Raw genomic sequence first — 21,836 nt, forward strand, 5'->3', positions numbered from 1 at the left:
CTACCTCGACGCCCCGGTCTCCGGCGGCGAAGTCGGCGCCAAGGCCGCGACCCTGAGCATCATGGTCGGCGGCTGCCCGAACGCCTTCGAGCGCGCCCTGCCGCTGTTCCAGTCCATGGGCAAGAACATCACCCGCGTCGGCGGCAACGGCGACGGCCAGACCGCCAAGGTGGCCAACCAGATCATCGTCGCCCTGAACATCCAGGCCGTTGGCGAAGCGCTGCTGTTCGCCGCCAAGAACGGCGCCGACCCGGCCAAGGTGCGCGAGGCGCTGATGGGCGGCTTCGCCTCGTCGAAGATCCTCGAAGTGCATGCCGAGCGCATGATCAAGGGCACCTTCGACCCGGGCTTCCGCATCAACCTGCACCAGAAGGATTTGAACCTGGCGCTGCAAGGGGCCAAGGAACTGGGCATCAACCTGCCGAACACCTCCAACGCCCAGCAGGTGTTCAGCACCTGCGTGGCGCTGGGCGGCGGCAACTGGGACCACTCGGCGCTGATCAAGGGCCTGGAGCACATGGCCAACTTCTCGATCCGCGGTGACGACGCCTGATTCGCCGCCTTCGACGGCCTCATCGCGGGGCAAGCCCGTTCAGGCCCCCACTGTTAGCAAAGACGGTGGGGGGCCTGAGCGGGCTTGCCCCGCGATGAGGCCCTGAGCAACACCGCCGCCCCGGCGCCGTTCAACTCCACCCCTCCAAGCGCATCGTCGCGCGCACCAGCCGCTGCTCTTCCTGCTCGATCTCCCGCAAGTTGTCGCGAATGCTGTTGATATGCTCGCGCGCCGCCCGCTGCGCCTGCTCGGGCAACTGCTCCATCACCGCGTGATACAGCCGCGTATGCTGCCGGTCGATCTGGCGCATCTGCGCCGGGCGCCCATACAGGTTGTTAACCGACGCGAACACCGTACTCAGGTTCAACTCACTCAACGACTGCAACGTGTGCACCAGCACTGGGTTGTGCGACGCCTCGCTGATCGCGCGGTGAAAGGCATGGTCGCGCCGGGCATGCTCGCGCGGGTCGTGCGCCTGCGGGTCTTCGTGAGCCTTGACCATCTCGTCATAGCGGCGCTTGATCAACAGCCGATCGACGTCCGTGGCTCGCAGCGCCGCCAGCCGCGCCGACTCGCCTTCGAGCAGCGCGCGCACCTCCAACAGGTCGTACAGGGTGCGCGGCTGCGAGCTGAACAGGTGCATCAGCGGTGTGGTGTGGTCGGCGCCGCTCAGGTCGGCGACGAACGAGCCACGCCCCTGCTCGGTGTCGACGATGCCGCGCCCGCGCAACACCCGCAGCCCTTCGCGCAACGCCGAGCGCGAGCAGCCCAGTTTCTCCACCAGGCGCCGCTCCGACGGCAGCGCCTGGCCTACCTTCAGCACCCCGTCGACGATCAGCTTCTCGATGCGTTCGGCCACCTGGTCGGCGACCTGGGGTTTGCCTTGCTTGCCTGAACCGGACATTGCCATCGCCACGCTCCGCGAACTGGTAGGACCAGTGGCCATGCCGCCGCCACCTGCCAGCACTGTATACCCACGCAGCCCGCCGCTTCTACGCCTGCTCGGCCGCGCTCGATAAAAAGTGGTAGGACCAGTTCACGCCGCCATCGACGCCCGCCGCGCCCGCGCGCAGTCTGCAAGGGCCCCGCGGCGCACCGCCGCGGGTTCCAAGAACAACAACAAGCCGCGTGAGCCTCATGAACATTCTCTACGACGAGCGCGTCGATGGCGCACTGCCCAAGGTCGACAAAGCCGCCCTGCTGCAGGCCTTGCACGACGCCCTGCCCGACCTCGACATCCTCCACACCGAGGAAGACCTGCGCCCCTACGAGTGCGATGGCCTTTCCGCCTACCGCGTGGTGCCGCTGCTGGTGGTACTGCCCGAGCGCCTGGAGCAGGTGCAGGCGCTGCTGAAGATCTGCCACGCCCGCCAGGTGCCGGTGGTGGCCCGTGGCGCCGGCACCGGCCTTTCCGGCGGCGCATTGCCGCTGGAGCAAGGCATCCTGCTGGTGATGGCGCGCTTCAACCGCATCCTCGAAATCAACCCCCAGGGGCGCTTCGCCCGGGTCCAGCCTGGGGTGCGCAACCTGGCCATCTCCCAGGCCGCCGCGCCCCATGGCCTGTACTACGCCCCCGACCCGTCGTCGCAGATCGCCTGTTCGATCGGCGGCAACGTCGCCGAGAACGCCGGCGGCGTGCACTGCCTGAAGTACGGGCTGACCGTGCACAACCTGCTCAAGGTCGACATCCTCACCGTCGAGGGCGAGTACCTGACCTTGGGCAGCGACGCGCTGGACGCCCCAGGCTTCGACCTGCTGGCGCTGTTCACCGGCTCCGAGGGCATGCTCGGCATCGTCACCGAAGTCACCGTCAAGCTGCTGCCCAAGCCCCAGGTCGCGCGGGTGCTGCTGGCCAGCTTCGACTCGGTGGAAAAGGCCGGCCGCGCAGTGGCCGACATCATTGCCGCCGGCATCATCCCAGGGGGCCTGGAGATGATGGACAACCTGTCGATCCGCGCCGCCGAAGACTTCATCCACGCCGGCTACCCGGTCGAGGCCGCAGCCATCCTGCTGTGCGAGCTCGACGGTGTGGAGGCCGACGTGCGGGACGACTGCGTGCTGGTCGAAGCGGTGCTCAAGGCCGCCGGCGCCACCGACGTGCGCCTGGCCTGCGACGAGGCCGAGCGCGTGCGCTTCTGGGCCGGGCGCAAGAACGCCTTCCCGGCGGTGGGGCGCATCTCGCCGGACTACTACTGCATGGACGGCACCATCCCGCGCCGCGCCCTGCCCGGGGTGCTCAACGGCATCGCCGAGCTCTCCGAGCAGTACGGCCTGCGGGTGGCCAACGTGTTCCACGCCGGCGACGGCAACATGCACCCGCTGATCCTTTTCGATGCCAACCAGCCCGGCGAGCTTGAGCGCGCCGAGGCACTGGGCGGCAAGATCCTCGAACTGTGCGTGGCGGTCGGCGGCAGCATCACCGGCGAGCACGGCGTCGGCCGCGAGAAGATCAACCAGATGTGCGCGCAGTTCAACAGCGACGAGCTGACCTTGTTCCACGCCGTCAAGCACGCCTTCGACCCACAGGGCCTGCTCAACCCCGGCAAGAACATCCCCACCCTGCACCGCTGCGCCGAATTCGGCTCGATGCACGTGCACCACGGCAGGCTGCCCTTCCCTGAACTGGAGCGTTTCTGATGCGACACGATCACGACGCCAGCGCCGCGTTGCTGGAACAGGTCAACCAGGCGCTCAACGAACGCACCCCGCTGCGCATCCAGGGCAGCAACAGCAAGGCCATGCTCGGCCGCCCGGTCAAGGGCGAGGTGCTCGACACCCGCAGCCACCGAGGCGTCGTCAGCTACGACCCGACCGAACTGGTGCTGACCGCCCGCGCCGGCACCCCGCTGGCGGACATCGAGGCCGCGCTGGACGCCGCCGGGCAGATGCTGCCCTTCGAGCCTCCGCACCTCGGCCCTGGCGCCACCCTCGGCGGCATGGTCGCCGCCGGGCTGTCCGGCCCGCGCCGCCCCTGGGCCGGCTCGGTGCGCGACTACGTGCTCGGCACCCGCGTCATCACCGGCCACGGCAAGCTGCTGCGCTTTGGCGGCGAGGTGATGAAGAACGTCGCCGGCTACGACCTGTCGCGCCTGCTGGCCGGCAGCTTCGGCTGCCTGGGCGTGCTCACCGAAGTGTCGCTGAAAGTGCTGCCCAAGCCACGCCGCCGCCACAGCCTGCGCCTGCCCATGGACGTGCGCCAGGCCTTGGCCGAGCTGGCCGAATGGGGCCAGCAGCCCATCCCGATCAGCGCCGCCTGCCACGACGGCCAGGCCCTGCACCTGCGCCTGGAAGGTGGCGAGGGCTCGGTGGCCTCGGCGGTCGAGCGCCTGGGTGGCGACACCCTGGCCGACGACTACTGGGCCGACCTGCGCGAACAGCGCCTGGTTTTCTTCGACGCGCCCGAGCCGCTGTGGCGCCTGTCGCTGCCGCACAACAGCGCGCCCCTCGACCTGCCGGGCCAGCAGTTGCTGGACTGGGGCGGTGCGCAGCGCTGGCTGAAGTCCGACGCCACGCCGCTGCGGATCCGCCAGGCCGTGGCTCGCCTGGGCGGCCACGCGACGCTCCACGAAGCGGACCCCGAGCCGTTCCACCCGCTGCCCGCAGCGCTGCTGCGCTACCACCGCACCCTCAAGCAGCAACTCGACCCCCAGGGCATCTTCAACCCGGGCCGCTTGTACGCCGACGTCTGAGGCCGCACCATGCAAACCAACTTGAGCGAACACGCCAAACAGCTCCCCCGCGCCGCCGAGGCCGAGCGCATCCTGCGCTCCTGCGTGCACTGCGGCTTCTGCACCGCCACCTGCCCGACCTACCAGTTGCTGGGCGACGAACTGGACGGCCCGCGCGGGCGCATCTACCTGATCAAGCAGGTGCTCGAAGGCCAGCCGGTCACCGCCAAGACCCAGGCCCACCTGGACCGCTGCCTGACCTGCCGCAACTGCGAGACCACCTGCCCCTCCGGCGTGCAGTACCACAACCTGCTGGACATCGGCCGCGCCGTGGTCGAGCAGCAAGTGCCGCGCTCGCTGGGCGAGCGCCTGTTGCGCGAGGGCCTGCGCGCCGTGGTGCCGCGCCCGGCGCTGTTCAAGGCGCTGACCAGCACCGCCAAGGCGTTCCGCCCGCTGCTGCCGCAAGCCCTGCAAGCCAAGCTGCCACGTCACCCGCAGCCAGCCAAGCCACGCCCACAGTTGCTGCACGCACGCCGCGTGCTGATGCTCGAAGGCTGCGTGCAGCCGGCGCTGTCGCCCAACACCAACGCCGCCGCCGCACGGGTGCTCGACCGCCTGGGCATCTCGGTGACGCCCGCCCGCGAGGCTGGCTGCTGTGGCGCCGTGGACTACCACCTCAACGCCCAGAACAAAGGCCTGGACCGCGCCCGACGCAACATCGACGCCTGGTGGCCGGCCATCGAGGCCGGCGCCGAGGCCATCGTGCAGACCGCCAGCGGCTGCGGCGCCTTCGTGCGCGACTACGGCCACCTGCTCGAGGGCGACCCGGCCTACGCCGAGAAAGCCGCGCGGGTCAGCGCCCTGGCCCGCGACCTGGTCGAGGTGCTGCGCGCCGAGCCGCTGGAGCGCCTGGGCATCCACGGCGACCGGCGCCTGGCGTTCCACTGCCCGTGCACCCTGCAACACGCGCAAAAGCTCGGCGGCGCCGTCGAAGGCGTACTCGAGCGCCTGGGCTTCAGCCTCACCCAAGTGCCCGACGCGCACCTGTGCTGCGGCTCGGCGGGCACCTATTCGCTGACCCAGCCCGAGCTTTCCCAGCAGTTGCGCGACAACAAGCTCAACGCCCTGGAAAGCGGCAACCCGGAAGTGATCGTCACCGCCAACATCGGCTGCCAGACCCACCTCGACGGTGCCGGGCGCACGCCCGTGCGCCATTGGATCGAGCTGGTCGAAGAAGCCCTCGCCTAAGGAGAACCCCCATGCAACACAAAGCCGTGCTCGAACAGGCGGACGTCGCCCGCCTGCTCGCCGCCGCCCGCGCCGAAGCCCAGCGCAACCAGTGGCCGGTGACCATCGCCGTGGTCGACGACGGTGGTCACCTGCTGGCCCTGGAGCGCCTCGATGGCTGCGCGCCGATAGCCGCCTACATCGCCACCGAGAAAGCCCGCAGCGCCGCACTGGGCCGACGCGACACCAAGGGCTACGAGGAGATGGTCAATGGCGGGCGCACGGCGTTCGTCAGCGCGCCGTTGCTGACCTCGCTCGAAGGCGGGTTGCCGCTGCGGGTCGAGGGGCAGGTAGTCGCGGCGGTGGGCGTGTCGGGCGTGAAGGCCGAACAGGATGCCCAAGTGGCGGCGGTCGGGATCGCGGCGTTCTGAAGCCATTTTCGTGTCAGTGCCGGACACCCCTCAATTAGGAGAAAACATGACCCAGTACGTCCCCTGCCAGCACCTGCGAGTGGCCGAACCCTTCAAGCGCTTCATCGAGGATGAGGTCCTGCCCGGCACCGACCTGTCCGCCGCCGTCTTCTGGGCCGGCCTCGACACCCTGGTCCACGACCTGGCCCCGCAAAACCGCGCCTTGCTGGCCGAACGCGAGCGCCTGCAAGCCGAACTCGACACCTGGCACCGCGCCCACCCCGGCCCGGTCACCGACTTGCCCGCCTACCAGCGCTTTCTCGAAACCATCGGTTACCTGCAACCACAACCCGACGCGGTCAGCGTCACCACCACCCACGTCGACACGGAAATCACCGTGCAGGCCGGCCCACAACTGGTGGTGCCCGTGATGAACGCCCGCTACGCCCTCAACGCCGCCAACGCCCGCTGGGGCTCGCTGTACGACGCCCTCTACGGCACCGACGCCATCGCCGAAGACGGTGGCGCCAGCAAAGGCCCCGGCTACAACCCGGCACGCGGCGCACGGGTGATCGCCTTCGCCCGCGCCTTCCTCGACCAGGCCTTCCCCCTCGACGGCGCCTCGCACCGCGACGCCCGCGCCTATCACGTCGAGGCCGGCCAACTGCGGGTCAGGCTCGGCAACGACACCACCACCGGCCTGGCCCAGCCCGAGCAATTCCTCGGGCACCAAGGCAGCGCCAGCGCGCCCGTGGCCGTGCTGCTGAAGAACCACGACCTGCACGTGGAAATCCAGGTCGACCCCAGCAGCCCGATCGGCGCCAGCGACGCCGCCGGGGTCAAGGACCTGCTGCTGGAGTCGGCGCTGACCACCATCATGGACTGCGAAGATTCGGTGGCTGCCGTCGACGCCGACGACAAGGTCGCGGTCTACCGCAACTGGCTGGGCCTGATGAAAGGCGACCTTACCGAGACCGTGGACAAAGGCGGCCAGCGGTTCACCCGCGCGCTCAACCCCGACCGCCACTACCAGGGCCGCGACGGCGCGCCGCTGACCCTGCCGGGCCGCGCGCTGCTGTTCGTGCGCAACGTCGGCCACCTGATGAGCAACCCGACCCTGCTCGACCGCCACGGCGAGGAAATCCCCGAAGGCATCCTCGACGCCGTGGTCACCAGCCTGGCCGCCCTGCACGACCTGCGTCGCCAGGGCAACTCACGCAGCGGCAGCGTGTACATCGTCAAACCAAAGATGCACGGCCCCGCCGAAGTGGCCTTCGCCAACCAGCTGTTCGGCCGCGTCGAAGACCTGCTCGGCCTGCCACGCCACACCCTGAAGATGGGCATCATGGACGAGGAGCGGCGCACCAGCGTCAACCTCAAGGCCTGTATCGCCGAAGCCCGCGAACGGGTGGTGTTCATCAACACCGGCTTCCTCGACCGCACCGGCGACGAGATGCACAGCGCCATGGAAGCCGGCGCCATGCTGCGCAAGGGCGACATGAAGGCCAGCGCGTGGATCGACGCCTACGAGCGCAACAACGTACTGGTCGGGCTTGCCTGCGGCCTGCGGGGCCGGGCGCAGATCGGCAAGGGCATGTGGGCGATGCCCGACCTGATGGCCGCCATGCTCGAGCAGAAGATCGCCCACCCGCGCGCGGGCGCCAACACCGCCTGGGTACCCTCGCCGACCGCCGCCACCCTGCATGCCCTGCACTATCACCAGGTGGACGTGCGCCAGGTGCAGCAAGCCCTGGAAGGCATAGACCCGGCCAGCCAGCGCACGCGCCTGCTGCATGGCCTGCTCAGCGTGCCGGTCAGTCGCGACCGCGACTGGAGCGCGGCCGACATCCAGACGGAACTGGAGAACAACTGCCAGGGCATCCTCGGCTACGTGGTGCGTTGGGTCGAACAGGGCGTGGGGTGCTCCAAGGTGCCAGACATCCACGACGTCGGCCTGATGGAAGACCGCGCCACCCTGCGCATCTCCGCGCAGCACATCGCCAACTGGCTGCACCACCGGGTGGTCGGCGCCGGGCAAGTGCGCGCGGCGCTGGAACGCATGGCCCAGGTGGTCGACCAGCAGAACGCCGGCGACCCGGCATACCGCCCCATGGCACCGGACTTCGAGAGCTCCCATGCCTTCCGCGCGGCTTGCGACCTGGTGTTCAAGGGCCGCGAGCAACCCAGCGGCTACACCGAGCCCTTGCTGCATGCCTGGAGGTTGAGATTCAAGCAGGCGCGGTGAGCCTGTAGCGACCCTATCGCGGGTGTGGGAGCGGGCTTGCCCCGCGATAGGGCCCCGCAGAACACCCCAAAAAACCGCAGAGCTACCAACAATAAAAAGAGGCTTTTCGTCATGCAAACCTGGCAACAGCTGTACACTCCCCTGGGCAGCTTGGGCCTTTCCGCCCTGGTCGCGCTGATCCCCATCCTGTTCTTCTTCGTCGCCCTCGCCGTGCTGCGCATGAAGGGCTACATCGCCGGCACCCTGACGCTGGCGCTGTCGATCCTGGTCGCCACCCTTGCCTACGGCATGCCCGTTGACATGGCCTTCGCCGCCGCCGGCTACGGCTTCGCCTACGGCCTGTGGCCGATCGCCTGGATCATCGTCGCCGCGGTCTTTCTCTACAAACTCACGGTCAAGAGCGGCCAGTTCGAGATCATCCGCAGCTCGGTGCTGTCGATCACCGACGACCAACGCTTGCAGGTGCTGTTGATCGGCTTCTCGTTCGGGGCCTTCCTCGAAGGCGCGGCCGGTTTCGGCGCGCCGGTGGCGATCACCGGGGCACTGCTGGTGGGCCTGGGCTTCAACCCGCTGTACGCCGCTGGCCTGTGCCTGATCGCCAACACCGCGCCAGTGGCCTTCGGCGCCCTGGGCGTGCCGATCATCGTCGCCGGGCAAGTCACCGGCATCGATGCCTTCAAGATCGGCGCCATGGCCGGCCGCCAACTGCCGCTGCTGTCGATCATCGTGCCGTTCTGGCTGGTGGCGATCATGGATGGCTGGCGCGGGGTCAAGGAAACCTGGCCTGCCGCCCTGGTGGCAGGCACCAGTTTCGCCATCACCCAGTACCTGACCTCCAACTACATCGGCCCGGAACTGCCGGACATCACCTCGGCGCTGGTGAGCATCGTTTCGCTGACGCTGTTCCTCAAGGTCTGGCAACCGAGCCGCGCCGAGGACCGTGAGGTGGTCGGGGTGTCCGGCGGCGCAGCGGTGATGGGCGGTGGCTCCAGGCCTCGCGGCAGCCTGCCGTCGCCGTACGGCTTTGGGCAGATCCTCAAGGCCTGGTCGCCGTTCCTGATCCTCACCGTGCTGGTGACGATCTGGACGCTCAAGCCGTTCAAGGCGCTGTTCGCCGCGGGCGGAGCATTCGAGCGACTGGTGCTGGTGTTCAACATCCCGCACCTGGACCAACTGGTGATGAAGGCCGCGCCCATCGTCGCCCTGCCCACGCCGATGGCGGCGGTGTACAAGTTCGACCTGGTCTCGGCCGGCGGCAGTGCGATCTTCCTGTCGGCGCTGCTATCGATGCTGGTGCTGCGCATCGACTGGAAGACCGCGCTGACCAGCTTCAAGGAAACCCTGGTGGAGCTGAAGCTGCCGATCCTGTCGATCGGCATGGTGCTGGCGTTCGCCTTCGTCACCAACTACTCAGGCATGTCCACCACCCTGGCGCTGGTGCTGGCCGGCACTGGCGCGGCGTTTCCGTTCTTCTCGCCGTTCCTCGGCTGGCTGGGGGTGTTCCTGACCGGTTCGGACACCTCGTCCAACGCCCTGTTCGGCTCGCTGCAGGCCACCACAGCGCACCAGATCGGCGTCAGCGACACCCTGCTGGTGGCCGCCAACACCAGTGGCGGGGTGACCGGCAAGATGATCTCGCCGCAGTCGATCGCCGTGGCCTGCGCGGCCACCAGCATCGTCGGCAAGGAGTCGGACCTGTTCCGCTTCACCTTGAAGCACAGCCTGGTGTTCGCCGCGATCATCGGCCTGATCACCCTCTCCCAGGCCTACGTGTTCACCGGCATGTTGGTGCACTAGCGGTCAACGCCGCGCCTCGCACAGCTGCGGCCTGAGCTGACGCGGCGTGGCGCGGGTGCTCTTGCGCAACAGACGCCGCAGCGCGGTGGTGTCGGCATAGCCGACCTGTCGCGCCACCTCCTCCACCGACAAGGTGCTGGTCTCCAGCAGCATGCGCGCACGCTGGATACGCACGCTCTGCAACAGCGCCGAAACGCTGCGCCCGGTGGCGGCCTTCACATGGCGCGCCAGGGTGCGGCTGGACATGCACAGCTCGGCGGCCAGCTCGGCCACCGACGGCGGCTCGGCCAACCGCGCCTCGAAGCGCGCCACCAGGCGACTGGCCAAGTCGTTGCCAGCGGCCAGGGTGCGCGCGGCGATGTACGGCGCCTGGGACTGGCGGCCATCGACCAGCAGCGTGCGCGACACCGCCTCGGCCAGCGCCGGGTTGAAGCGGCTGCGCAGCAGGTGCAGGAGCAGGTCGACGTTGGCGAAGGCCGCGCCCGCCGTGAGCACGCTGCCGTCGGCGACCACCATCTGGTCGACGTCCACCACGCAGGTAGGCTCCAACTGTTGCAGCAGGCCACCGAGCCACCAGGTGGTGGTCACCCGTTTGCCCGCGAGCAGCCCGGCGCCCTGCAACAGGAACACCGCCGAACAGCAGGCGGCGACCGTGCCCCCTGCCGCCACCTGGGCCTGGAGCGCGCGCATCGCCCGCCGCGCATCGGGCTGGGCCAGGCGCGCGTCGATCGCTTGCGGGGTGTCGACGCACAAACCGGGCACCACCCAGATCGAGCGGTCGGCCTGGGGCTGGCGAGGCAGCAACTCGGCCTCGACCCTCACGCCATTGCTCAAGGTCACGCTGCGCGCCGGCCCGCACACCCGCCAGCGGATCGCCGCACAGCCGCGCGCATGGGCCTGGGCGGCAGCGCAGGCCAGCAGGTCGAGGGTGGCGCTGACGCCGGAGGCAAAAGCGCCGGGCAGCGCCAGGAGGGTGAAATCGTGCATTGGCTCAATCAGCCTCAAAAAGGTCGAATCGGACACTGCAAGCTAAACCTGCCCGGCGCTCCAATACAAGCCCACCCATCCCCACATGAGGACGCACCATGGGCACCCGACCGCTCGACGCCTACGACCCGCTGGAAGACTTCCAGGCCCGCAAGATCACCCTAGAGGGCAGCACCCGCACCGTGCAGGTGGCCGGCAGCGGCCCGGCGGTGATCGTCATTCCCGAACTGCCGGGCATCAGCCCGCACGTGGCGCGCTTCGCCCGCTGGGTGCGCGACGCCGGCTTCACCGTGTACATGCCTTCGCTGTGGGGTCGCGACGGCGAGCCGGTGGGGCTGGAGCTTGGCCAGGCGATCATGAAGCGTCTGTGCGTCAGCGCCGAGTTCCGCGCCTTCGGTGGCGGCGGTTCGGCGCCGGTGACGCGCTGGCTGCGGGCGCTGGCGCGCCAGGCCCACGGCGAATGCGGCGGGCCGGGGGTGGGGGCGATCGGCATGTGCTTCTCGGGCAACTTCGCCCTGAGCATGATGCTCGAACCGTCGATGCTGGCCCCGGTGCTGTCGCAACCGGCCTTGCCGCTGGACGACGAGGCCGGGTTGCAGATCGCCCCGGAAGAACTGCGCACGGTGCGCAAGCGCCTGGAGGATGAAGACCTGACCGTACTGGGGTACCGTTTCGAAGGGGACGCGTTCTGCAAGGCCCAACGCTTCGCAGCGTACCAGGAGGCGCTCGGCGCGCGCTTCGTTGCACGAGTGTTGCCCGATAGCGCGGCGAACCCGGATGTGCCGGCGTTCTTCCGCGAGGTGGTGAAGACGCCGCACAATGTGGTGACCGTGCACTTGATCGATGAAGCCGGGCAACCAACGGTACAGTCACGGGATGAGGTTCTGGCCTTCTTCGCGTTGCGCCTGAAAGGATGAGCCTGGGCTTACCGGCCCTATCGCGGCGCTAGCGGCCTCTGAGGGCCTGCCGGTCAGGCGCTATCCCCCTGCGACGGAACAGCAGACGGCGAACAGGGTCAATGCAATGTCGGCTGGGGTTTACAGTCGGCATTGCGAATTATGTCCACTTGACCGCACTTTTCCTGACACCACCGGTCTACTGGCTCCTTTGTCGTTGGCAATCGATTGCCAGCCGTGATGCACAAGGCGGGGCCAAAAGCGCCGTGCTTGTGTAGGATGGGCAGCGCATAGACCCAAGGTCGCTGCCAGTCATAGGGAGATTCTTGATGCGCGTCCTGTCATCCGTTGCCGGCCTCGCCAGCCTGTCGCTGGGCCTGATGCTCTCCACCAACGCCCAGGCCATCAGTGGCGAAGAAGCGCAACTGATCGATTCGATCAACGCCTACCGCAGCCAGGCCCAACGCTGCGGTGGCGAAGGCTCGCTGGAGCTGCCACCGCTCAACAGCGACACGCGGCTGGCGTTGTCGCCGGAAGGCACCCGTGACCTGCAGCAGGCCATGACCCGCGCCGCCTACCCGATGGTCAACGTGCAGGCGATCAGCTTGTCTGGCCCGCGCAATGCGCCGGCGGCGATGAAGGCCATCGAGGAAAGCTTCTGCCAGGTCGTGCTCGACCCGCAGTTCGTCGACATCGGCGTCAGCCAGGAAGGCCGCGACTGGCGCATCGTGCTGGCGCGCCCGTTGCTCAGCGGGCGCCTGGGCGACTGGCAGACCGAGGGCCAGAAGCTGCTGCAAGAGATCAACGCCGCGCGCAACCTGCCGCGCCAATGCGGTGGCCAGCCCTTCGCCGCGGCGCCGGCGCTGAGTTGGAGCACCACCCTGGCAGGGGTCGCGGCCAACCACACCCGGGCCATGGCCAACCAGAACTTCTTCGACCACATCGATCGCGATGGCCGCACCCCCGGCGACCGTGCGGAGTTGGCCGGCTACCTGTACCGGCAGATCGGCGAAAACATCGCCGCCGGCCGCGACACCGCGCGCAAGGTGGTCGACGGCTGGCTGGCCAGCCCCGGCCACTGCGCCACGCTGATGAACCCGGATTTCCGTGAGCTGGGCGCGGCCTATGCGGTCGACCCGAAGAGCGATGCGGGCATCTACTGGACCGGGTTGTTCGGGACGCCTCAGTAAGGCATGAGGACCTCCTCGCGGGGCAAGCCCGCTCCTACAGGCTCAGCGTTGGCACTGAAAACCGCGGGGTACTTGTGGGCGCGGGCTTGCCTCGTGATAGGGCCCGATCAGACACCACCCCCTTTGCGCAACTGCATCGCGGTACAGCCAAACCGCCGCCGCACGCACTTGCCCAGGTAACTGGCATCCCCCAATCCCACCTCCTCGGCGATCTGCCCCACCCCATGGGCGCAATTGAGCAACCGCCAACGCGCTTGCTGCAAACGCATCTCCAGCCACCAGGCCTTGGCGCTCATGCCATGCTCGACCTGGAACTGACGGTCCAACTGACGCCGACTGATGCCTAGTTGCGCCGCCAACCGCTCGGTCGACAGCCCCGAGCCCAGGTGATGACGCATCAAGGCCGTGGCCCGCTGCACGTGGCGCCCCAGCCCGCCTGCGGCCTCCAGCGAGCGCAAGGCGTGGCGGCTGTCGCGGCTCTCGTCCACCAGCATGTCGGCCAACCCCTTGAGCGCCCGCGCCCGGCCACTGGCGCGCGACAGCAACTCCACCGCCAGGTCGATGGCCGCGGTGCCGCCCGCGCAGGTGATGCGCGCGCCATCGAAGCAATACAGTTGCTCGGGCTGCAGCTCGAGCTGCGGGAACATGGCGCGGAACTCCGCCTCGTGGCGCCAGTGCACCACCACCTTATGGCCGTCGAGCAGGCCGCACGCGGCCAGCAGAAATGCGCCATTGTCCACACTCACCAGTTTCACCCCGGCCCTGGCCGCGCGTCGCAGCAACGCCCGGTAGCGAGGCGCCAGCGCCGCAGTGGCCGCCGCACCGCGCCCACCGAACAGCACCAGGTAGTCGAACCCCGACCACACCACGGTTTCGGCGCAGACCTCGACCTGCACCACAGCGCCACTGCTGGAGGGCACGGGCTCCGGCGTGAGGCCCAGGAGTGTCCACTGGCAATAGCGTTGACGGCTGTAGTCCTCGTCGTCGGCACTGAAACGCAGCTTGTCGAGGAACGCGCCAAACGGCAGCAAGGCGAATTCCGGCAACGGCAGGATCAACACGCGCAGGTCGGGGATCATTGATCATGTCCAATAATGACCGAAAGATGTCCGAATCATACCGCGCGTTCAGGCCGCCCTGCTCTAGACTGGCCACCTCTATTCCGTTGAAGGCACCTCCATGGCACTCGACACGTGGCTCATCTACCTGCTGGCCAGCATCGGCCTCTCGCTGACGCCCGGCCCCAACAGCCTGCTGGCCCTCACCCATGGCGCGCTGTATGGCGCGCGGCGTACCTTGTTCACCATCCTCGGTGGGGTGTTCGGCTTCAGCGCCCTGATCGCCCTGGCGATGTTCGGCCTCAGCGCCCTGCTGCAAACCTCGGCCTCGGTGCTGGTGGTGCTCAAGTGGGTGGGTGGCGCCTACCTGCTGTGGCTGGGCATCCAGCTCTGGCGCAGCCCGGCGCTGCACCTGGAGCTTGCCCAGGGCCAGGCGCGGCTGGGCAATGCAGGGTTGTTCCGCCAGGGGCTGCTGTCCGCCGTGGCCAACCCCAAGGTGCTGCTGTTCTATGGCGCCTTCCTGCCCCAGTTCATCGACCCACAGCGGCCGCTGGCCGTGCAGTTCGTGGTGATGGCGGCGACGTTCGCCAGCGTGGAGTGCCTGGTCGAGTACCTGCTGGCACGCTTGGCGTACAGGATTCGGCCATGGTTGGCCAAGGGGGGACGGGGCTTCAATCGGTGCTGTGGCGGGTTGTTTGCGCTGATCGGGGTGGCGCTGCCGTTGGGACGTTGACCGTGGGGTGTGCTTGGCGGCCTAATCGCGGGGCAAGTCCGCGCCTACAAGGGATCATCGATGCAAGACAATCTGTTCAGCGCGCTGCCGCGCCCCGATCCGAATGCCGACGAGTTGTTCGATGAACTGCTGCGGCGTCCGGGGCTGCGTATCGAGCGCATCGTCTCCAGCGGCCAGGCCAGCCCGCCCGGGTTCTGGTACGACCAACCCGAAGGCGAATGGGTGCTGCTGCTCAGCGGCGGTGCCGGGCTGCGCCTGGAACATGAGACAGAGCCTCGCGTGCTGCGCCCGGGCGACCACCTGGATATCCCGCCCCATTGCCGCCACCGGGTGGAATGGACCGAAGCCGGGACGAATACGGTTTGGCTGGCGGTGTTCTACGCAGGTGAGTGACGGCCTTATCGCGGGGCAAGCCCGCGCCTAGGGGCTTGCCCCGCGATAAGGCCATCACACCCCCCATCAATCAGCGCGCAGATACGCCGCCAGCCTCAGCAACATCGCATCGCACCCGTGCAACTGTTCGACACTGACGAACTCATCCGGCTTGTGCCCTTGGTCCATGCTCCCCGGCCCGCACACCACGGTGGGAATGCCGGCCTGGTCGAACAGCCCGCCCTCGGTGCCAAAGGCCACGGTGCCGAATTCATTCGAGCCACTGAGCAACGCCACCAGCCGCGCCGCCTCGCTATCAGCCGGCGTGGCCAGCCCAGGGTAGGCGCTCAACGGTTGCAGGCGAATGTCGCTGGCGGAGCTGACCGCGCGCATGCGCGGCAGCAACTCGGCTTCGGCGTAGGTCTGCAGCTGGTCGGCGACGCTCTGCGCGGCAAAGCCCGGCAAGGCGCGCACCTCGAAGTCGAACGCGCACTCGGCGGGCACGATGTTCAGCGCCCTGCCCCCTTGGATCACCCCGGTCTGCACCGTGGAGAACGGCGGGTCGAACCGCGGGTCGTGGTGTTCGGGACGGGCCAGGCCGTCGCCGATCTCGCCAAGCTTGCCGATCAGCCGGGCGGCATATTCGATGGCGTTCACGCCATAGGGCGCATAGGCCGAATGGCACGCCGCGCCCTGCACCTGGCAGCGCATCGCCAACTTGCCCTTGTGGCCGAGCACCGGCTTGAGCTCGGTGGGCTCGCCGATCAGGCACAGGCGCGGCTTGTTCGGGCGCTGTTCGAGTGCGCCGAGCAACGAGCGCACGCCCAGGCAACCGACCTCCTCGTCATAGGAAAACGCCAGGTGCACCGGCAGCTTCAATGGCTGCGCGAGAAACGCCGGCACCGCCGCCAGCACCGAGGCGATGAAGCCTTTCATGTCGGCGGTGCCGCGCCCGTACAGGCGGCCCTCGCGCTCGGTCAGCTGGAACGGCTCGACCGTCCACCCCTGGCCGTCCACCGGTACCACGTCGGTATGCCCGGAAAGCACCACGCCGCCCCGATCACTGGGCCCAAGGGTGGCGAACAGGTTGGCCTTGGTGCCCTCGTCGTTGAGAAACACCTCGCTGGCCACGCCAAACCCAGCCAGGTAGTCGCGGATGAAGGCGATCAGTTCCAGGTTGGAATCGCGGCTGACCGTGGCGAAGCCGACCAAGCGGGCGAGCAATTCGCGGCTGCTGGCTTCACTCATCGCCCGGCACCCCGTAGCTGGGCGCGGCGGTGGGGTTCAGCGCACGGGTCACGTAGTCCTGCATCTGGGGGCGGTAGGCTTGCCACAGGCGGTCGAGCTCGCCGATAGGGTCGTGCTCGGCCCAGTCCACGCGCAGGTCCACCAGCGGCCAGGTCAACTCACCGGCGACCTTGAGCGCCGCCGAATGCACCGGCCCAGCCTCGCCACCGGCGTCGATCGCCGCGCGCATGGCCGCGAGCAAGCGGTCGGCAAGGTGCCCGCCGGCTTGCTCGAACGCCTGCACCATGGCGTCGATCACCTCACGCGAGGACAACAGGTTGCCCGCCGCCGCGCACTGCTCGCCCGCCACGGCATGGTGCACGCCGAGGGCCTCCTTGCCGGTGAACAGCGCCACGCGGCCCTGGCTGTCGATCACGGTGAGCTGGCGGTACTCGCTCCAGCCATTGGCGCTGAGCACGCGGTCCAACGCGGCGGCCGGCGGCAGTTGGCCCTGCTCCAGGGCATCGAGCACCTGCGGGCCGAGCGCTGGCAGGGTGATGTTCTGGGTGGCGACAGCGCCTACCCCGGCACGCACCCAGGGGCAGCGCGCGCCGACGGCGATGCTCGACGAGCTGATGGCGATGCCGACCTGGCCGGTTTCCGGGCAGCGTCCGATGATGGAGAAGGTCATGTTGGTGCTCCTGCTGTGATTCGTGACGGGGCGATCTACGCGGGTTTGCAGGCATTCTGGGGGTAAGCGCGGGGGTGGGAAATTACGTTTTTCCTGGGTCTTGGCGAGGAAAAAAATAGGGGGTGCCCATCGCGAGGCAGGCCTGCTCCCACAGGTACACCGCAGTACTCGAGGACCACGCGGTACCTGTGGGAGCAGGCCTGCCCCGCGATGCGACGAATACCGCCCCAACCCCGCCACAGCCCACTGACGCCGGGGCCTTCGCCGTTTTATCGGCAAGCCCCAGCTAAATACTATTTTCGCTGCTTTCCCCCCTTCCCTAGTCTGGCCCCAGGCAAAGGCGGCCCCCAACCGACCTGAATAGAACCGCCTTACAAGAAGGGCTCGACATGACACTGAACAACCTCGAAATCGACACCCTCGTGGTCGGCGCCGGCCAGGCCGGCGTGGCCATGAGCGAACACCTGAGCAAACTCGGCGTGCCGCACCTGGTGCTGGAGCGCAAGCGCATCGCCGAAGCCTGGCGCAGCGGGCGCTGGGACTCCCTGGTGGCCAACGGCCCGGTCTGGCACGACCGCTTCCCAGGCCTGGAGTTCGACCTCGACCCGGACGCTTTCGCCGGCAAGGACCAGGTCGCCGACTACTTCGAGCGCTACGTACGCAAGTACAACCTGCCAGTGCGTACCGGCATCGAGGTGAAGAAGGTGGTGCGCAACGCCGACCGCCCCGGCTTCACCGTCGAGACCAACGAAGGCGTGATCCGTGCCAACCGCGTGGTGGCCGCCACCGGTCCGTTCCAGCGCCCGGTGATCCCAGCCATCGCGCCAAACGACGCCAACCTGCACCAGATCCACTCCGCCGCCTACTACAACCCGCAACAACTGCCCGAAGGCGCGGTGCTGGTGGTCGGCGCCGGCTCCTCCGGCGTGCAGATCGCCGAGGAGCTGATGCGCGCCGGGCGCCAGGTGTACCTGTCGGTCGGCGCCCACGATCGCCCGCCACGCGCCTACCGCAACCGTGATTTCTGCTGGTGGCTGGGCGTGCTCGGCGAGTGGGACGCGGAAATCGCCAAGCCCGGCCGCGAGCACGTGACCATCGCCGTGAGTGGCGCCCGTGGCGGCCACACCGTGGACTTCCGCGCCCTCGCCCACCAGGGCATGACCCTGGTCGGCCTGACCCAGTCGTTCGAGGACGGGGTGGCGCGCTTCCAGGACAACCTGGCCGAGAATATCCGCCGCGGCGACGAAAACTACCTGGCCCTGCTCGACGCCGCCGATGCCTACGTCGAACGCAACGGCCTCGACCTGCCGGAAGAACCGCAGGCCCGCGAGCGCCTGCCAGACCCGGCCTGCGTGACCGATCCCCTGCGCGAGCTGGACCTGGCCAAGGCCGGCGTGCGCTCGATCATCTGGGCCACCGGCTACGGCGTGGACTTCAGTTGGCTGCAGGTCGACACCTTCGACGCCAACGGCAAGCCCCAGCACCAGCGTGGCGTGTCCCGCGAGCCGGGCGTGTACTTCCTCGGCCTGCCCTGGCTGTCGCGCCGAGGCTCGTCGTTCATCTGGGGCGTGTGGCACGACGCCAAGCACGTCGCCGGGCATATCGCCACGCAGCGCACCTACCTTGCCTACCGCGACCGCGAGCAACGCGACGCGGATGAACAGCAACAACCCTCGACCCGCAACGTCAGCACCCTCGGAGCCCACTGATGCCTACCCATACCCGCATTCGCATGTTCAACACCAAGGCCACCTACCCCAACCAGACGCTGGACAACGACCTCTGCCAGGCCGTGCGCGCTGGTAACACTATCTACGTGCGCGGCCAGGTCGGCACCGACTTCGAAGGCCGCCTGGTGGGCCTGGGCGACCCGCGTGCGCAGGCCGAGCAGGCGATGAAGAACGTCAAGCAGTTGCTCGAAGAGGCCGGCTCCGACCTGTCACACATCGTCAAGACCACCACCTACATCACCGACCCGCGCTTCCGCGAGCCGGTGTACAAAGAGGTCGGCAAATGGCTCAAGGGGGTGTTCCCGATTTCCACCGGGCTGGTGGTCGCGGGGCTGGCGCAGGCCGAGTGGCTGATGGAGATCGATGTGATCGCGGTGGTGCCGGACGAGGCGTGACCGTTTGAAAGAATGATCGCGGGGCAAGCCCGTTCCAGGCTCACCGCCGACTCTGAGAGTAGCGCTGTACCTGTAGGAGCGGACTTGCCCCGCGATAGGGTTAGTCTGGACGACCAAATGACCCATGGTAATACCGGTCTTTGACGTTGATATCAGCTGGCTTTGAACCCGGCTTTCCCATTGGCGGTACGCCAAGCGATTACTTCCAAAACGATAGCTTGAGGCCCATCCTTTCCTGGCTCGGGATAGAAGAATAAATCGGACTTTGCCGGATGCTCAGCGATTCGCTCGAACTCAAAAACGGCATTAATGTGGTCTTGGTCTGTAGGATAGTCGGCATTGTAAATCTTAGTCGCAAACTCAAGGAATTCCGCTTGAGTGAAGTCGCTAATCAATCTTTTCATTTTTCATCTTCTTTGTGGATGTTGATTTGCGAGGCGGTATATCGGCGGTGGTGGCGCTGTAGAGCTTGCGTTGCGCATCATAGGTTGCCGCCAGCATGCGCACATCCGCCGGGATCGCCTGGCCATCGGTAGGCATCACCAGAATTTCCGAATGCCCCCGGCTTGCCCGCGATGAAGGTAGGGTGATGACTCGTTGGTGCAGATCTAGATTTTCAAATAGGGATTACTCGTCTTTGAAGCCTGGTTTACCGTTGTCCGCGCGCCAGATTTTTACTTCCTGAACAATAGCTTCAGGGCTATCTTTGTCGGCGTCGGCCGATATAAAGAGATTGGATTTTTCTGGGTGCTCTGACAGTCGCTCAAACTCGAAAAGAGCATTGATATGCTCTTGGTCGATGTCGTAGTTGGCGGTATGTATCTTCGTTACGAAATCAAGAAACTCACTTTCGGTGTAGTCGCTGATTGTTTTTTTCATTTTTCTCCTCCTACCCAATCCGAGGGGGACTCAAGAGAGATCGCCCTCTTTTCATCCGTGCAATGTTAATAAGGGTGAATTGTTTGGAACGCGTCTCATCGGGCTTGCCCCGCGATGCTTTTACATCCGCACCAGTTCCTCCCGGCAGAACTCCACGAACAGCTGCGCCGGCTTGGTCAACTGCACCCGCTTCAGGTGCGCCGCCGCCAACCCCGACAACGCCACCGGCTCGGCGATGTCCAGCATCACCAGGCGTTTGCCATCGTAGGTGCACTCCGAATGCGGCCGGGTCACCAGCAGCGAAAAGCCGAACCCCTGCCCGACCATGCCGCGCACCATCTCGATCGACGGCGAACTGAAGACGATGTTCGGGGTCAGCCCCAGTTCGTTGAACAGGCTGACGAAATAGGTGCGGCTCGGCGCCACGTCGAGCAGGATCATCGGCTCGGGGCACAGGTCGCGCAGCGATACCTGGGCCTGGCTGGCGAAGCGGTGCTTTTCCGGCAGCAGCACGTAGGGCTTCTGCGGCGGCATCAGCGGCTCGGCCTCGATAGTGCCGTCCAAATCGTGGTCGTAGAGAAAGGCCAAGTCGAAGGTGCCGGCGGTCAAGCCTTGGATCAGCTCCTGCTGTTCGCCGTCACGCAAGCGGATGTCCACCCCTGGGTAGCGTTCGCGAAAACCGGCGATCAGTCGCGGCAGGTACAGCGGCGCCACGGTCTCGAAGCAGCCGATGTCGATCTGCCCGGCCACGGTGTCGTTGTCGGCCAGGGCGTTCTGCTCGAACTCGTGGGCCATCTGCAACAGCGCCTTGGTCTTGGCGTAGAAGCGCTTGCCGCTGGGCGTCAACGACACGCCCTGGGCGTGATGGCGAATGAACAGCTGCACGCCGAAGCTCTCTTCCAGGCTCTTGATCGCCGTGGAGATCGACGGCTGGGCGATGTACAGCTGGCGCGACGCTTCGGCGACGCTGCCAGCCTCCACCGTGGTGACGAAGTACTTCAATTGACGCAAGGTGTAGGAAGCCAAGGGGCACCTCTCTGGCGCCGTGGACGGCGCGCGGGATTTTCCTCCCACCTTACCTTAGCGCCCGCCTGGCGGGTGCGCGGGCGCGCCAGCATTTGCCTAAGGCCTGAACATATTTTTACTGGACTCAGGGTTGCCGCCAGCGGATTTCAGCGGGTTCGACGATGGTGTTGACGGTGGTGGTGAAGGTCCCATGCTGGGGCGGGATGCCCTGATCGGCGTGCGTGGTGGCCTGTTGCTCGAAGACCTGGCGCTGGTTGTCGAACTTCAACTCGTGCTTGGCGACGTTGCCACCCCAGTCGTCCGATGGCAGGGATAGATAGCTGATACGGTAAGAGGGGTCGCCGATGCCCCCTTCGATGAGGTAGACGCCGTAGTGGTCCTCGCCTGGGGAGACAATCTTGTACAAGCCATTGTCGTAGTAGTAGAGCGTGGCCAGCTCGAAGGGCTTTTCGCTGTACAGCACTTCGTACCTGAGCTGGTGGATCATCGTCGGCTTGCCCACCGGAACGGTGATGTGCGGGTTCGACGCTTCGTTGGCCTGGGCCTGGGCGCAAAGGCCCAGAGCGGCGCCAAGCAGGATGGATCGTGCAGTCATGTTGGCTCCTGTGCACTACTGGAACGGGAGCGGCAAGCGTAGGCGCGGATGAGCTGGATAGCGGGCGGAAAGTATCGATACAGACAGCGCTGACGGCGTCTGCCGAACAATCCTACGACGCCATCTCGGACCGAGCCGCGCCAGTGGAGCGGCTCGG

23 protein-coding genes are annotated in these 21,836 nt (G+C 67.2%); 13 read left to right on the forward strand and 10 right to left on the reverse strand.

Annotation, left to right across the window (positions count from 1 at the left end):
- The coding region (locus tag P0Y43_RS14675) for an NAD-binding protein (protein ID WP_275637867.1) at positions 1-553 on the forward strand (553 nt) is incomplete at its 5' end.
- A 130-nt stretch (positions 554-683) separates the two neighbouring features.
- Here the strand turns inward: P0Y43_RS14675 and glcC are convergent.
- A complete protein-coding gene (gene glcC / locus P0Y43_RS14680) occupies positions 684-1,457 on the reverse strand; it encodes a transcriptional regulator GlcC (protein ID WP_275638079.1) in 774 nt (257 codons plus the stop codon).
- Positions 1,458-1,690: 233 nt separating this feature from the next.
- Between glcC and glcD the strand changes: the two genes are divergently transcribed.
- The 6 genes from glcD to P0Y43_RS14710 all read left to right on the forward strand — a co-directional run bounded on the left by glcD (position 1,691) and on the right by P0Y43_RS14710 (position 9,900).
- The gene (gene glcD, locus P0Y43_RS14685; RefSeq protein WP_275637976.1) at positions 1,691-3,190 is read left to right on the forward strand and encodes a glycolate oxidase subunit GlcD; all 1,500 of its coding nucleotides are present in this window, start codon (positions 1,691-1,693) and stop codon (positions 3,188-3,190) included.
- Complete coding sequence (gene glcE / locus P0Y43_RS14690) at positions 3,190-4,242, forward strand: glycolate oxidase subunit GlcE (RefSeq protein ID WP_275637977.1); 1,053 nt, start codon at positions 3,190-3,192, stop codon at positions 4,240-4,242. The genes glcD and glcE overlap by 1 nt, the downstream gene beginning before the upstream one ends.
- 9 nt (positions 4,243-4,251) lie before the next feature.
- Positions 4,252-5,469, forward strand: coding sequence for a glycolate oxidase subunit GlcF (gene glcF / locus P0Y43_RS14695; RefSeq protein WP_275637978.1), 1,218 nt, complete (start codon positions 4,252-4,254; stop codon positions 5,467-5,469).
- A gap of 11 nt (positions 5,470-5,480) precedes the next feature.
- Complete coding sequence (locus P0Y43_RS14700; RefSeq protein ID WP_275637979.1) at positions 5,481-5,879, forward strand: heme-binding protein; 399 nt, start codon at positions 5,481-5,483, stop codon at positions 5,877-5,879.
- A gap of 46 nt (positions 5,880-5,925) precedes the next feature.
- On the forward strand, positions 5,926-8,103 hold the full coding sequence (locus P0Y43_RS14705; RefSeq protein WP_275637980.1) for a malate synthase G: 2,178 nt from the start codon (positions 5,926-5,928) through the stop codon (positions 8,101-8,103).
- A 111-nt stretch (positions 8,104-8,214) separates the two neighbouring features.
- Complete coding sequence (locus P0Y43_RS14710) at positions 8,215-9,900, forward strand: lactate permease LctP family transporter (protein ID WP_275637981.1); 1,686 nt, start codon at positions 8,215-8,217, stop codon at positions 9,898-9,900.
- 3 nt (positions 9,901-9,903) lie between these two features.
- Here the strand turns inward: P0Y43_RS14710 and P0Y43_RS14715 are convergent, their stop codons facing one another.
- Positions 9,904-10,887, reverse strand: coding sequence for a GlxA family transcriptional regulator (locus P0Y43_RS14715; RefSeq protein ID WP_275637982.1), 984 nt, complete (start codon positions 10,885-10,887; stop codon positions 9,904-9,906).
- A 98-nt stretch (positions 10,888-10,985) separates the two neighbouring features.
- Between P0Y43_RS14715 and P0Y43_RS14720 the strand changes: the two genes are divergently transcribed.
- Together P0Y43_RS14720 and P0Y43_RS14725 are read left to right on the forward strand one after the other, a co-directional pair.
- Positions 10,986-11,804, forward strand: a complete 819-nt coding sequence (locus P0Y43_RS14720) for a dienelactone hydrolase family protein (RefSeq protein ID WP_275637983.1) — start codon at positions 10,986-10,988, stop codon at positions 11,802-11,804.
- Between the two features lie 308 nt (positions 11,805-12,112).
- The gene (locus tag P0Y43_RS14725; protein ID WP_275637984.1) at positions 12,113-12,973 is read left to right on the forward strand and encodes a CAP domain-containing protein; all 861 of its coding nucleotides are present in this window, start codon (positions 12,113-12,115) and stop codon (positions 12,971-12,973) included.
- Between the two features lie 107 nt (positions 12,974-13,080).
- Here the strand turns inward: P0Y43_RS14725 and P0Y43_RS14730 are convergent, their stop codons facing one another.
- Entirely contained in the window at positions 13,081-14,052 is a 972-nt protein-coding gene (locus P0Y43_RS14730) for a GlxA family transcriptional regulator (RefSeq protein WP_275637985.1), read from the reverse strand.
- 100 nt (positions 14,053-14,152) lie between these two features.
- On the opposite strand from P0Y43_RS14730, the gene P0Y43_RS14735 reads away from it, so the two are divergent.
- Both P0Y43_RS14735 and P0Y43_RS14740 read left to right on the forward strand, forming a co-directional pair.
- Complete coding sequence (locus P0Y43_RS14735) at positions 14,153-14,764, forward strand: LysE family translocator (protein WP_275637986.1); 612 nt, start codon at positions 14,153-14,155, stop codon at positions 14,762-14,764.
- Positions 14,765-14,824: 60 nt separating this feature from the next.
- Positions 14,825-15,157 carry a cupin gene (locus P0Y43_RS14740; protein WP_275637987.1) on the forward strand — a complete coding sequence of 111 codons (333 nt, stop codon included), beginning with the start codon at positions 14,825-14,827 and terminating at the stop codon, positions 15,155-15,157.
- A 66-nt stretch (positions 15,158-15,223) separates the two neighbouring features.
- Here the strand turns inward: P0Y43_RS14740 and argE are convergent, their stop codons facing one another.
- Both argE and P0Y43_RS14750 read right to left on the reverse strand, forming a co-directional pair.
- The gene (gene argE, locus P0Y43_RS14745) at positions 15,224-16,384 is read right to left on the reverse strand and encodes an acetylornithine deacetylase (RefSeq protein ID WP_275637988.1); all 1,161 of its coding nucleotides are present in this window, start codon (positions 16,382-16,384) and stop codon (positions 15,224-15,226) included.
- The gene (locus P0Y43_RS14750; RefSeq protein ID WP_275637989.1) at positions 16,377-17,054 is read right to left on the reverse strand and encodes a DUF1028 domain-containing protein; all 678 of its coding nucleotides are present in this window, start codon (positions 17,052-17,054) and stop codon (positions 16,377-16,379) included. Before P0Y43_RS14750 ends, argE begins: the two co-directional genes overlap by 8 nt.
- 389 nt (positions 17,055-17,443) lie before the next feature.
- Here P0Y43_RS14750 and P0Y43_RS14755 point away from each other — a divergent pair, with 389 nt between their 5' ends.
- Both P0Y43_RS14755 and P0Y43_RS14760 read left to right on the forward strand, forming a co-directional pair.
- A complete protein-coding gene (locus tag P0Y43_RS14755) occupies positions 17,444-18,763 on the forward strand; it encodes a flavin-containing monooxygenase (protein ID WP_275637990.1) in 1,320 nt (439 codons plus the stop codon).
- A complete protein-coding gene (locus P0Y43_RS14760) occupies positions 18,763-19,179 on the forward strand; it encodes a RidA family protein (protein ID WP_275637991.1) in 417 nt (138 codons plus the stop codon). The genes P0Y43_RS14755 and P0Y43_RS14760 overlap by 1 nt, the downstream gene beginning before the upstream one ends.
- 152 nt (positions 19,180-19,331) lie before the next feature.
- On the opposite strand, the gene P0Y43_RS14765 is transcribed toward P0Y43_RS14760, so the two are convergent.
- From P0Y43_RS14765 to P0Y43_RS14785, 5 genes are all read right to left on the reverse strand, one after another.
- The gene (locus tag P0Y43_RS14765; RefSeq protein ID WP_275637992.1) at positions 19,332-19,583 is read right to left on the reverse strand and encodes a bacteriocin immunity protein; all 252 of its coding nucleotides are present in this window, start codon (positions 19,581-19,583) and stop codon (positions 19,332-19,334) included.
- Positions 19,567-19,785, reverse strand: a complete 219-nt coding sequence (locus P0Y43_RS14770) for an S-type pyocin domain-containing protein (RefSeq protein WP_345774564.1) — start codon at positions 19,783-19,785, stop codon at positions 19,567-19,569. Before P0Y43_RS14770 ends, P0Y43_RS14765 begins: the two co-directional genes overlap by 17 nt.
- Positions 19,786-19,806: 21 nt before the next feature.
- Positions 19,807-20,058, reverse strand: coding sequence for a bacteriocin immunity protein (locus P0Y43_RS14775; RefSeq protein WP_275637994.1), 252 nt, complete (start codon positions 20,056-20,058; stop codon positions 19,807-19,809).
- Between the two features lie 120 nt (positions 20,059-20,178).
- Entirely contained in the window at positions 20,179-21,084 is a 906-nt protein-coding gene (locus tag P0Y43_RS14780) for a LysR family transcriptional regulator (protein ID WP_275637995.1), read from the reverse strand.
- A 124-nt stretch (positions 21,085-21,208) separates the two neighbouring features.
- Positions 21,209-21,679 carry a hypothetical protein gene (locus P0Y43_RS14785; RefSeq protein ID WP_275637996.1) on the reverse strand — a complete coding sequence of 157 codons (471 nt, stop codon included), beginning with the start codon at positions 21,677-21,679 and terminating at the stop codon, positions 21,209-21,211.
- Between the last annotated feature and the right edge of the window lie 157 nt (positions 21,680-21,836).

This window comes from Pseudomonas entomophila, assembly GCF_029193575.1.
In the GTDB taxonomy this organism is placed as follows: Bacteria; Pseudomonadota; Gammaproteobacteria; order Pseudomonadales; family Pseudomonadaceae; genus Aquipseudomonas; species Aquipseudomonas entomophila_G.